The 12,309-nt window shown below is 69.6% G+C and carries 10 protein-coding genes; 3 read left to right on the top strand and 7 right to left on the bottom strand.

All coding sequences use genetic code 11. The features are described 5' to 3' along the window. Window positions 1–186 precede the first annotated feature (186 nt). On the top strand, window positions 187–1,071 hold the full coding sequence (locus OG885_RS30960) for an intradiol ring-cleavage dioxygenase (protein ID WP_405737570.1): 885 nt from the start codon (window positions 187–189) through the stop codon (window positions 1,069–1,071). A gap of 9 nt (window positions 1,072–1,080) precedes the next feature. Here the strand turns inward: OG885_RS30960 and OG885_RS30955 are convergent, their stop codons facing one another. Continuing rightward, a complete protein-coding gene (locus tag OG885_RS30955; protein ID WP_405737569.1) occupies window positions 1,081–1,995 on the bottom strand; it encodes a sulfite exporter TauE/SafE family protein in 915 nt (304 codons plus the stop codon). 136 nt (window positions 1,996–2,131) lie between these two features. After that, entirely contained in the window at window positions 2,132–2,602 is a 471-nt protein-coding gene (locus tag OG885_RS30950; RefSeq protein ID WP_399955774.1) for an RrF2 family transcriptional regulator, read from the bottom strand. A gap of 93 nt (window positions 2,603–2,695) precedes the next feature. On the opposite strand from OG885_RS30950, the gene OG885_RS30945 reads away from it, so the two are divergent. Beyond that, entirely contained in the window at window positions 2,696–5,326 is a 2,631-nt protein-coding gene (locus tag OG885_RS30945; RefSeq protein ID WP_405737568.1) for a beta-galactosidase, read from the top strand. 34 nt (window positions 5,327–5,360) lie between these two features. After that, window positions 5,361–6,476, top strand: a complete 1,116-nt coding sequence (locus OG885_RS30940; protein WP_405737567.1) for a hypothetical protein — start codon at window positions 5,361–5,363, stop codon at window positions 6,474–6,476. A 4-nt stretch (window positions 6,477–6,480) separates the two neighbouring features. On the opposite strand, the gene OG885_RS30935 is transcribed toward OG885_RS30940, so the two are convergent. The 5 genes from OG885_RS30935 to OG885_RS30915 form a co-directional block, all read right to left on the bottom strand. After that, a complete protein-coding gene (locus tag OG885_RS30935; RefSeq protein WP_405737566.1) occupies window positions 6,481–7,992 on the bottom strand; it encodes an alpha-N-arabinofuranosidase in 1,512 nt (503 codons plus the stop codon). A gap of 67 nt (window positions 7,993–8,059) precedes the next feature. Continuing rightward, a complete protein-coding gene (locus OG885_RS30930; RefSeq protein ID WP_405737565.1) occupies window positions 8,060–9,031 on the bottom strand; it encodes an arabinan endo-1,5-alpha-L-arabinosidase in 972 nt (323 codons plus the stop codon). Next, the gene (locus tag OG885_RS30925) at window positions 9,028–9,885 is read right to left on the bottom strand and encodes a carbohydrate ABC transporter permease (protein WP_405737564.1); all 858 of its coding nucleotides are present in this window, start codon (window positions 9,883–9,885) and stop codon (window positions 9,028–9,030) included. Before OG885_RS30925 ends, OG885_RS30930 begins: the two co-directional genes overlap by 4 nt. Next, window positions 9,882–10,820, bottom strand: coding sequence for a carbohydrate ABC transporter permease (locus OG885_RS30920; RefSeq protein ID WP_405737563.1), 939 nt, complete (start codon window positions 10,818–10,820; stop codon window positions 9,882–9,884). Before OG885_RS30920 ends, OG885_RS30925 begins: the two co-directional genes overlap by 4 nt. Next, window positions 10,817–12,166 carry an extracellular solute-binding protein gene (locus OG885_RS30915; protein ID WP_405737562.1) on the bottom strand — a complete coding sequence of 450 codons (1,350 nt, stop codon included), beginning with the start codon at window positions 12,164–12,166 and terminating at the stop codon, window positions 10,817–10,819. Before OG885_RS30915 ends, OG885_RS30920 begins: the two co-directional genes overlap by 4 nt. Window positions 12,167–12,309: the final 143 nt, after the last annotated feature.

The following is a 12,309-nucleotide window of genomic DNA, read 5'->3' as shown; positions in this document are numbered from 1 at the left end:
CGGACCGTAGGGACAGACGGGCGCCGGCAACAGGATGAACTCAAGCCATTCACAGACGCGGTTTTCACAGCATCTTCACAGTGTCTGAACTCTGGTGACATAAGCGGCCGTTGACGAATCCGTCCCCAGGTCATTCACAGCCGCACATTAAGGATTTCTTCAGCTGGCCCCCTAACTTCACTCGGCATGACGGGAAACCACACCGAGCCCAACGAGCTCGAAGAGCAGCAACAGGAATCCGGCAGGCACCGCCTGGACAACTCCGTCCGACGGCGCCGTGTCCTCATCGGCGGCGGCGGTGTCGCCGTGACCGGCGGTCTCGCGGTCGCCGGCATCGCCTCCGCCGACCCTGCCAAAACAAAGACCAGGAAGCCCGGGAAGGGAGCCTCCACCACCGCCTCCACCACTGCCTCCGCCACCACCTCCGCCTCCACCGAAGCCTCCGCCACCAGCGGCGTCTGTGTGCTGAACGCCGAGGTCACCGAGGGTCCGTACTCCCTCGAAGGCGCCCTCGTCCGCGAGGACATCCGGGAGGACAAGGAGGGCTTCGAGGTCCAGTACACCTTCACCGTCGTCGACGTCGGCAACGACTGCGCACCCCTCGCGGACGCGCTCGTCGAGATCTGGCACTGCGACGCCCTCGGCGAGTACTCCGGCTTCGTCGGCGGCAACGGCCACGACGAGGAGGACAACGGCACCTTCCTGCGCGGCGGTCAGCTGACCGACGAGAACGGGCAGTGCGGCATCACGTCCATCTGGCCGGGGCACTACGTCTCACGCGCCGTCCACGTCCATATGCGGGTGCACACGGACGTGACCCTCACCGACGACTCGTACACCGGCGGCGAGATCATCCACACCGGGCAGCTCTTCTTCGACCAGGACATCAACACCGAGGTGCAGGCGACCTCGCCGTACACCGAGAACACCACCCAGGAGACGCTGCTGGAGAACGACTCCATCTACGACGACGGCGGGGCGTCCTCCGGCCTGCTGACCCTGACCGCGCTCGGCTCCAGCGTGTCCGACGGGTACGCCGCCACCCTCACCGTGGGCGTCAACAGCGACTGACCATGACCCTCATGCGCTGACGGTCCGCCGTCCCTCCGCGTGCTCGGTCTCCGCCGCCGCCTTCTCCCGGCGGTAGGCGCGGATCGAGTACGTGAGGGCGGCGGCCCACACCGCGTACAGCAGCACGTACACCGCCGCGCTCACCCCGCCGCCCGCCCCGATCCAGTCACTCCTCAGCAGCGTACGGACGTTGGTGACGATGATGACTCCGCCGACCGCCGAGCCCAGCACCCGCGGCGGGACCAGGCGGACCAGCCAGGCGGCGACCGGTGCGGCGATCAGGCCGCCGAGGAGGAAGGCGAGGACCCAGGTCCAGTCGAGGCCCTGGGAGCCGAGGGAGAAGAGGAAGCCGAGGCTCGCGGCCACGGCCACCAGGAACTCGCTGGTGTCGATCGAGCCGATCACCTTGCGGGGTTCCATCCGGCCGCTGGCGAGCAACGCGGGCGTGCCCACCGGGCCCCAGCCGCCCCCGCCGGTCGCGTCCAGGAAGCCGGCGACCAGGCCCAGCGGTGCCAGGAACCGCTTCCGCAGCGGCTGGCCCAGGCGGTCCTTGGGGAGGCCGCGGAAGGTGAAGCGGGACATGACGTACAGGCCGAGGCCGAGCAGGATCAGCGACATCACCGGCTCCGCCACCTCAGTCGACAGCTTCGACAGGACCGTCGCGCCGAGGAACGAGCCGATCGCGCCGGGGACGCCGATCCTCGTCACGACCTTCCAGTCGACGTTGCCGAAGCGCCAGTGGCTGGCGCCGGACATCAGCGTCGTACCGATCTCGGCGAGGTGGACCGTGGCCGAGGCGGCGGCCGGATTCGTTCCCATGGCCAGCAGCAGGGTCGTGGAGGTCACGCCGTAGGCCATGCCGAGGCTGCCGTCCACGAGCTGGGCGCCCAGGCCCGCGAGGGCGAGCAGTATCAGCGTGCGCATGGGGAACGTCCCGTCCGTCTTTTCCTGGCTTTCCCACCGGGGAGGTAGGGATGAACGGGAGGGGACGCTAGGGCGTCAAGCTGAGGACAGGCTTAGACCCGGATGAGGACGTTCACAGGCAGCGTCCGCGAAGGACTCAGGGGTTCTCCCAGGCCGCCGGCTCCGCCGCCAGCCGCTGCACCGGCTCCGGCAGCGCGTCCGCCGCGATGTCCGCGATCGTCACGCCCTCCAGGATGCGGCGCACGTTCGCGCGCAGGGCGATCCACAGGGGCAGCAGGGGCTGGGCGGAGCCCGTGTACGCGAGGCCCGTGGGCCGTTCGCCCCGTACCGACACGATCGGGCCGTCGACCGTCCGGATCACGTCCGCCACCGTGATCTTCGCCGCGTCCCGCGCCAGCGTGTACCCGCCGTTGCCGCCGCGCCTGCTGTCGACGACCCCGCCGCGGCGCAGGTCGCCGAGGATGCCTTCGAGGAACTTGTGCGGAATGTCCTGCGCGACGGCGATGGCCTCCGCCTTCACGGGCGTCTTCACAGGTCCGCCGCCCTGTCGTACGGCGAGCTCCAGTACCGCTCGTACCGCGTAGTCCGCCCGTGCCGAGATCCTCATACGGACCATTGTGAGGTGTGCCGCCCCGGGCATGGAGAATGGTCCCTCACTCGCGTCCCGGGAAACGCAGGCACAACAGGAGGCGACGCTCGCGTGGAGCTCAGCAGACGAACTTTCAGCACCCTCGCCGGTACGGCCGCGCTCGGCTTCGCGCTGGCCGGCAGCGGCGGTGCGCTGCCCGCGCGGACGGGTCCCCGCGTCGTGCCCACGGGGCCGCCGCCGGCTCCGCCCGTCGCCGACGGGGCCGCGCACACGGTCGGCCACGACCGCTACTCCCTGCTGGTCGACGGCCGGCGGCTGACGCTGTGGCCCGGCGAGATGCATCTGTTCCGGCTGCCCAGCCCCTCGCTGTGGCGGGACGTGCTGGACAAGGCGCGGGCGTACGGCTACAACGCCGTCAGTCTCTCCGTCGCCTGGAACTACCACTCCCCCGCCCCCGGCCGGTACGACTTCACCGGCGTCCGGGACCTCGACCGCTTCCTGCGCACGGCCGCCGAGACGGGGCTGTACGTCGTCCTGCGCCCCGGTCCCCACCTCGGCGCCGACATCGACGCGGGTGGCTTCCCGGGCTGGCTGACGGCGACCGAGGGCCGGGCCAGGACCACCGACCCGACCTATCTGGCGTACGCCGACGAGTGGTTGACGCGGGTGAACGCGATCGCCGCCCGGCATCTCTACACCAAGGGCAAGGGCACGGTCCTGCTGTACGAGCTGGAGCAGGCCACGGACACCGCCTACCTCTCCCACCTCCACAGGAAGGTGCGGGCCGACGGCATCGACGTACCCCTGTCCGTGCCCCGGTCCCCGCTCACCGGCTTCCCCGACCCGCCCATGGCGTACGGCGGGACGACCTGGGGCTGGCTGCCCGCGCCGCAGCTCTCCACCACGTCGTACGACGACGGCGCGGCCCTCGGCGCGGGGCGCCGGCCCACCGCCGCTCTCGCGCCGACTCACCGGCTCGGCCAACTGCTGCGAACCGTCCCGGACTTCGCGCGGCTGGACCGGGCGAAGGGTGTGCGGTCGCCGGGCGGACGGCTGGAGGTGGAGCACCTGGCCAACCGCGACACCGACTCCCAGATGTACGTGGTGCGCAACGACTCCGCCAAGGCCGTCTCCACGCCGCTGCCGGGCGCCGGGATCGAGGTGCCGGTCAATGTCGCGGCCCATGACACCAAGGTGCTCAGCACCCGGCTCAGGCTCGGTGGGCGGACCTTGCGGTACGCCACCGCCCAGCTGATGTTCTTCCTCTCCGCCGGGCGGCAGGACATCGCCGTGTTCGCGGGGCGGTACGGCGACATGGCACAGGTCGTCCTGGAGTGCCCGGAGGAGCCCACGGCGACCCGGCTGGACATGGAACCGGCGTGGATCTACGACCGTGGGCTGCTGCGGGTGACCTGCCCGCTCGGCATCGGTGAACTGGCCCGCGTGAAGGTGGAGAACGGCGGCTCCGACCGGCCGTTGCTGCTGCTGTTCGCCGACGACGCGACCGCGCTGCGGCTGTGGCCGTACGAGACACCGTCCGGGTCGGCACTGGTGTACGGGCCCTCGCTGGTGCGGCAGCTCCGGCTCCAGGACACGACGGTCCATCTCACCGGCGACACCACCAAGTTGACCGGTCTTGAGGTGTGGGGGCCGCGCGGCATCGAACACGTCACCTGGAACCAGCGGCCGGTGGCCTCCCGGATCAGCGCCACCGCCAGTCTCCTGGCCCTGCAACCGCTCCAGGGGCAGGGGCCGGTGACCCTGCCCGCGCTGGACGGCTGGCGGCGAAAGACGGAAAACCCGGAGTCCGCACCGGACTTCGACGACTCGGCGTGGGTGAAGGCCGACAAGAAGACCACCTTCAGCACCACCCCCGTCCCCGACGGACAGCCCGTCCTCTTCGCCGACGACTACGGCTTCCACTACGGCGACGTCTGGTACCGGGGCCGGATCACCGACGCCGAGGACCTCGCGTCCGTCTCGCTCGCCTACAGCACCGGCACACAGGGGCTGTTGATGGCCTGGCTGGACGGGAAGCCGCTCGGCACCCACCGGATGCCGGTGCCGGACACCGGGACCGCCCGGCAGGGCACCTGGACGGACACGGCCGTCTTCGAGGTGCCGGAGAAGCTGCGGGCGCGGGAAGAACACGTGCTGTCCGTGCTCGTCCGGCGGATGGCGCACGACACCGACGAGACCTCCCGCGACACCCACAAGGCGGCTCGCGGACTCACGTCCGTCCGCTTCAAGGGGGCTTCACCGAAGGTAGGTTGGCGACTCCAGGGCGCCGGCGCGGCCGACCCCGTGCGCGGGCCGCTCAACAACGGCGGGCTGTTCGGCGAGCGGGAGGGCTGGCATCTGCCCGCCTTCGACGACCGGGCATGGGACGCGGTGAAGCTGCCGCGGGCCGACCGCCGCCAGGGAGTCACCTGGTACCGCACCGGCTTCCGGCTCGCCGTTCCCGCCGGCGTCGACGCCTCGGTCGGACTCACCCTCGAAGACGATCCGAAGCGTGCCTACCGGGTGCAAATCTTCCTCAACGGCTGGAACATGGGCCAGTACGTCAACGACACCGGCTCCCAGCACACCTTCGCCCTGCCGAACGGCATCCTGCGCACCCGGGGCAGCAACTCCCTTGCCCTCGCCGTCCTTTCGGACGGCACGACCGAGGCGGGCCCGAAGGACGTACGGCTGACCCTGCTGGGCGCGTCGGCGGGCGGGGTTTCGGTGGAGAACGTCTGAGAGCGTCCGTGAACCTCTGAGGAGGGAGAACCTCGTGCGAAGACGGCGATTCATCAGCGGGTTACTCGGGGCGGGGGCGGCCATGGGTCTCGCCCCGGAGAGCAGCGGCGCCACCACGGCCGCCGCCGCCCCCAGGGCCGCCGGCCCACACGACTGGCAGTCGGTCCCCGCCCCCGCCTGCGCAACCGCCGCCCAGCTTCTGGGAGTTGCGGCGGCCGGCCCCGATCTCGCCTGGGCCGTCGGCGAGGAGGGCCGCAACGGCTCCACCCGCGGCAAGCCGCTCGCCCTGGTGTGGGACGGCCGGACCTGGACCCGCCTCGACCTCAGCCACCTCGGCTTCAACGGCGGCTGTCTGCGGTCCGTCGCCGGGTCGTACGGCGCCGCGTGGGCCGTCGGCACCGACGCGGCCGGTGTCGCCCGTCTCCTCCGCTGGGACGGCACGACCTGGCAGGAGGCCGACTTCGCCGGGCGGACGGCCTCCGGGACGGTACTCACCTCGGTCGCACTCGACGCCGACGACCGCGTATGGCTGTCGGGCCGCAACAGCGACGGCTGTGTGCTGCTGCGCGGCGACACGGACGGCTGGCTGTGGCTGCCCCGCCCGCCGAGCGGCAGCACGGCCACCCCGGCGGGCCTGCGGGTGACGCGCTCCGGGGACGTATGGGTGTACGACAGCGCGCTCATCGCCCGCTGGGACCACGAGGAGTGGACCGAACTGCCCACACCGGCGGGCCTGCGCCCCGCTGTCACCGGGCTGCTCCCGGTCGCCGACGACGACATCTGGCTCACCGGCTTCGACTACGGCGTGGGCGGCCCGCCCGGCAAGCCCCCGGGCGTCACCCTCCGGCACTGGGACGGCGGCGCGTGGAGCTACGCCCCGACCCCGTTCACGGTCGGCATGCTGACCGGGATCGTCGATGACGGGCTCGGCGGCCCGGACCGCATCGCGGGCTGGGACTTCTGGGACCAGACCCGCTCCCACCACCTCCGCTGGGAGGCGGGGAGTTGGGTGAGCGAACGCGGACCCGTATCCTCAACGGCCGTCCTGGTGAACGCACTTGCGGCCGTACCCGGCGCGGGCGGGTACTGGGCCGTCGGCATGACACCTTCGTCCCCGTACCCGCCCGCGCAGGTGTACATCGAGCGATAGCCCGCTAGGCCAGGCGGATCACGTTCCACGACAGCGGTTCGAGTACGGCGGTCAGGGTGCCGTCCGTGAGGGCGGTGTCCTCGACCGCGTGCGGTGCGACCCGCTCCGGCTCGGCGAGGGTGTTGCGGGCGTCCGGGTCAGCGTCGGCGAGGGCGCTGTGCTCGACGAGGGTCGTCAGGTTCAGACCGCTCAGGGCGACTTCGAGGGGCAGCGCCTCCGTCCGGCTGCGGTTGACGGCGAAGACGGTGACCGAGCCGTCCTCCGCGCGCACGGCGGTGGCGTGCAGCAGGTCGGTCTCGCCGTACTTCTTCGTCTCGTACGTCGGGGAGTCGACCCGTACGTCGAGGACCTCGCCGCGGCCGTACTGCGCGGCCTGCGCGAACGGGAAGAACGTCGTCTGCCGCCACGCCGGGCCGCCCGGCTCGGTCATGATCGGGGCGATCACGTTGACGAGCTGCGCGAGGCAGGCGACGGTGACACGGTCGGCGTGCCGGAGCAGGGCGATGAGGAGGGAGCCGAAGACGACGGCGTCGGTGACGCTGTAGTTGTCCTCCAGCAGACGGGGGGCTTCCGCCCAGTCCCGCGTGTCGGAGTTCTCGATCTCGTGCCAGTCCGAGATGTACCAGACGTTCCACTCGTCGAAGGAGAGGTTGATCTTCTTCTTGGACTTGAGCTTCGCGCCGATGTGGTCGGCGGTCGCGACCACGTTCTCGATGAACGACTCCATGTCGACGGCCGAGGCCAGGAAGGAGTCGATGTCGCCGTTCTCGGGCTGGTAGTAGGCGTGCAGGGAGATGTAGTCGACGAGGTCGTACGTCTCCTGGAGGACCGTCGCCTCCCACTCGGCGAACGTCGGCATGGACTGGCTGGAGGATCCGCAGGCGACGAGTTCGACGTTCGGGTCGATCTGGCGCATCGCGCGGGCCGTCTCGGCGGCGACGCGGCCGTACTCCGTCGCCGTCTTGTGGCCGGTCTGCCAGGGACCGTCCATCTCGTTGCCGAGGCACCAGAGCTTGATGCCGAAGGGCTCCTTGTCGCCGTGCGCCGCGCGCAGCTCTGCGAGGGCGGTGCCGGCGGGGTGGTTGGCGTACTCCTGGAGTTCGAGGGCCTCGGCGACACCGCGCGTGCCGAGGTTGATGGCCATCATCGGCTCGGCCTGGGGGCCGACCTTCTTCAGGAAGGCGATGTACTCGGAGAGGCCGAACTGGTTGGTCTCGGTGGAGCGCCAGGCGAGGTCGAGGCGGCGCGGGCGCTCCGCCTGCGGGCCGACGCTGTCCTCCCACTTGTAGCCCGACACGAAGTTGCCGCCGGGGTAGCGGATGGCGGTGACGCCGAGTTCGCGGACGAGGTCGAGGACGTCCTGGCGGATGCCGTGCGCGTCCGCGGTGGGATGGCCGGGTTCGAAGATGCCGGTGTAGACGCAGCGGCCGAGGTGCTCGACGAAGGAGCCGAAGAGACGGGGGTTGACCTCGCCGACCTTGAAGGCGGGGTCGAGGGTGAAGCGGGCGGTGCTCATGCTTGCCTTTCGAGGTTGTGATTTGGCTGCGGGTGCGTGGGGGCTGGTCGCGCAGTTCCCCGCGCCCCTAAAGGACTACTGGCCAGCCGTTCTTTGTCCAGCTCAGCTTGTTCAGCCCCAGCTTGGGTGTGCCACTGTCCTCTGCGTCGTAGTAGTGGTACGCCAGCCAGTCCTGGCCCTTGTCCTTGAAGACCGACTGGCCGCCCGTGCCGACGTATCTCCCGTGACCCTCCAGGACCAGATCGCCGCCTCCCTCCAGCATCGGCTTGCCCGTGCTGTCGACGTACGGGCCCTCCACGTCCGTGGCGCGGCCCACCTTGATCTTGTAGGTGGAGTTCACGCCGGCGCAGCAGGCGTCGTAGGAGGCGAAGAGGTAGTAGTAGCGGCCGTGCTTGACGATGTACGGGCCCTCGACGGCGTAGGGGAGGTCGGGGCGGGTGGCGAGGTGGTCGACCGTCGCTCCTTCGATCGCCTTACCCGTCACCGGGTTCAGCTCGACCATGCGGATGCCCGTCCAGTACGAGCCGAACGCCATCCACAGCTTGCCGTCGGCCTTGATGACGCCCGGGTCGATGGCGTTCCAGGAGTCGGTGGTCTCGGAGGAGAAGACCTTGCCGTGGTCGGTCCAGGTGCCGGGGAGGCCGGAGTCGGACGTGGCGACGCCGATCGCGGAGTGGTTGGTGCCCCAGGACGAGACGGCGTAGTAGAGCCAGTACCTGCCCGCGCGGTAGGAGATGTCGGGGGCCCACGGGTCGCCGGTGTTGTTGTACTCGTACCACCAACTCGGCGGCTCGGCGAAAGCGTTGCCCGCGTCGTCCCACTGCTTGCCGTCCTTCGACAGGCGGGCGCCGATGATGCCGCCGGTCGAGTAGGCGACGTAGCCGCCGGACTTGAGATGCATGACCGACGGGTCGTGGATGATCTGCTGGCCGGTGATGGGGCGGGGGTCGGGGTAACTGGCAGCCGCCTGCGCCGTGTTGGGGAGGAGAGCGAGGAGCGTGGCCGCGGCCACCGCCGTCAGGGTTCTGCGCAGGGTCACTGTCCCGCCAATCCCGTGTGGGCGACGCCCGCCACGATCTGCCGCTGGAAGAAGACGAAGACGACGATCAGGGGCAGGCCCGCCATCAGGCCGCCGGCCATGAGCTGGGCCCACTGGATGCCGTAGGAGTTCATGACGGTCGCGATGCCGTTCGGCATGGTCATCAGGTCGGGGTTGTTGGTCACCATGTACGGCCACAGGAAGTTGTTCCAGGAGGCGATGAAGGTGAAGATGCCGACCGCCGCCAGGGAAGGGCGGGCCAGGGGGACGACGATGGTGAAGAAGACCCGCCAGCGGCCGGCGCCGTCGATGAAGGCGGCCTCTTCGAGTTCGCGCGGGATGCCCTGGAAGAACTTGTAGAGGATGTAGACCATCGCGGCGGGCGCGCACTGGGGAAGGATCATGCCCCAGTAGGTGTCGACCATCCCCATCTGCTGGACGGTGGTGAAGAGGGGCACACCGAGGACCGCCGGGGAGACCATCAGGCCCGACATCACCACCCCCATGAGCAGCGACTTGCCCCTGAACTCCGTGCGAGCGAAGCCGTATCCGGCCAGCGCGCTCACGATCAGCACGATGGTCGTCACGCACACCGAGACGACCAGCGAGTTGACGAACCAGTTGCTGACGTTGCCGGTCTCCCACAGGGACTTCCACGCCTGGACCGTCCACACCTTCGGCAGCCAGTGCGGCGGGATCTCGGCGGCCTCCGCCTCGGACTTGAGGGAGGTGAACAGGGCGGCGGCGATCGGGGCCACGAAGACGACGGAGACGGCCGCGCCGATCAGGGTGAGGACGATCTGGCTCGGCGTCCAGGGCTTGCGGGTCTTGAGCCGTACCTGGGTGGTGCTCATCGGGTGCCCTCCTCACGGGTGCGCAGCAGCGCCATCCGGCCCAGGGCGACGGCGGCGATGATCACGAAGAAGATGATGGACATCGCGGAGGCGTAGCCCACGCGGTAGCTGGTGAAGCCCTGTTCGAGGGTGTACTGGACGAAGGAGCGGGTGGAGAGCTCGGGTCCGGGGCCGAAGTCCATCATCACCACGGCCTGGTCGAAGAGCTGGAGCGAGGCGAGGATCTGGAGCGCGATCACCAGGCCGGTGATGTTGCGCAGCATCGGCAGGGTGATGTGGACCATGCGGTGCCAGGCGTTGGCGCCGTCGATCTTGGCGGCCTCGTAGAGGTGGCCGGGGATGCCCTGGAGGGCGGCGAGGTAGAGCAGGAAGCTGAAGCCGACCGTCCACCACAGGGTGGTGATGACGATGGCGAGCATGGCGTACGACTTGTCGGTCAGCCAGGGAGTGTCGAGGCCGAAGGTCTCGTTGAACAGGCCGATGCCCTGGGTGAACAGCCACTGCCACATGTTGGCGGCGACGGTGGACGGCAGGAGGAAGGGCGCGAAGAAGCACAGGCGCCAAAGCCATTTGCCGCGCTCGATGTGGTGGGCCAGCATCGCGAGGAGGAACGCGAGGAGCGTGATGCAGGGGACGACGAGCAGCGTGAAGTAGGCGCTGTGGCCGAGCGCGTCCCACATCGCCTGGTCGTTCAGGGCCTCGCGGTAGTTGTCGAGGCCGACGAAGTTCGCGCCCTCGCCGGAGATGTTGGCGTCGGTGAAGCTGAGCCAGACGCCGCGCAGCAGCGGCCAGACCACGAACAGGGCGAAGAGGGCCAGGAACGGGGCGATGAACCAGCCGCCGTGCTGGAAGCCCTGCTTGCGGCGGACGGTCGCGACGGCGGTCGCGGTCTTCGCGCGGGCCGGTACGGCGACGGTCTGAGCACTGGTCGTCATGCGACCGCACCTCCCTGCGCGGCGGTCCTGCCGTCCATCGGGTTCTTGGACGCGAGGAGCTTGGTGAGATGGCTCTTCATGGTCTGGGCGACCTTGTCGGGCTTGGCGGAGCCCATCGTCGAGGAGACGACGACCGGGCCGAGGTCCTGGGCGAGGACGCCGGTGGAGCCCGCGAACCACACCTTGGGCTCGGTGGCCTGGTGGTCCATGGCGCTGACGTACTCGTTCTGCGGGGTGAGCTTCTGGTACGCGGCCGTGGAGAGGGTCGGCGTGTACGCGGGGATGTGACCGCCGGCCGCCCACTGCTGGGCGTGCTGGACGACGTAGGCGGCGAGTTGGTGGGCGCCGTCGTTGGTGGCGCCACCGCGGCCGGCCTGGTGGGGCAGGACGAAGGCGTGCGACTCGGCGTGGGTGGCCTGTTTGCCGAAGACGGGCGGCAGCGGGGTGGCGCCGTAGTCGAGCTTGGCGCCGGAGAAGACCGGGACGGACCAGTTGCCCTCCCAGGTGAAGGGGGCGCCGTTGATGAACTGTTCGCCGGTGGGGGCGCCGGGGATGACATAGCCGTCGGTGACGTGCTGCCGGAGGAACTCCAGGACCTGGGTGGCCTTGTCGGGGTCGAAGAGCACCTCGGTGTTCTCGGCGTTGAACCACTCGCCGCCGAGCTGGGTGTAGAAGGCGACGAAGAACCACCACTGGAAGTTCTGGTCGTTGGTCCACAGGCCGATGGTCTGAAGGCCCTTCTTCTGGACCGCCTTGGCCTTCTTCAGCACGTCGAACCACTCGGTGGTGGAGCCCACCGGGATCATGCGGCCGTCGTCGCCGAGCAGGCCGGCCTTCTTCAGCACGTCCTTGCGGTAGAAGCAGAGCTGGACGTGGATGTCGAGCGGCAGGGCGTAGAGCTTGCCGTCGATGACGCCGCGCTTCCACAGCGCGGGGTTGAAGTCCTGCTCCCGTACGCCGTATTTGGCGAGCAGGTCCACGTCCCAGGGGTCCAGGAGGCGGCCCGGCGAGAAGCCGGTGACCCGGCCCATGTGCATCACGCCCAGTTCGGGGGCGCGGTTGCCCGCGGCGGCCATGGCGAGCTTGGTGTAGAAGGGGTTGCCCCACTGGAGGGTGGAGTCCTTCACCGCGATGTCGGGGTGTTCCTTGCGGAAGGCGTCCAGCATCGTGATCATGTTGGCGCCGTCGCCACCGCTGAAGAGGTTCCAGTACCGTACGCGGGTGTCCGCACCGGAGGCCAGTGCGTCGGCCCCCGTCCCGAGCGCCGCGAAGCCGAAGCTGCCGGCGACGGCGAGTCCACCCGCCGCGGTGAGCAGTTGCCTGCGATTCAGGTCAGGTCGTCCCATTGCCTGCCCTTACTTTCCGAGTTCAGAGAAACGTGTCAGTTGTTCGGTATTTCGAAAGGCGCCCGTAACTTCGAACGGGACCGTAGATAGGAAGCGCTTGCTAGTCAATGGTCCGGACAGGATTCTCAGAACGGGGACGATGG

Origin of the sequence: Streptomyces sp. NBC_00028, from assembly GCF_045041065.1 — a bacterium.
Lineage (GTDB): Bacteria > Actinomycetota > Actinomycetes > Streptomycetales > Streptomycetaceae > Streptomyces.
This window is presented reverse-complemented; position numbering and strand designations above follow the sequence as displayed.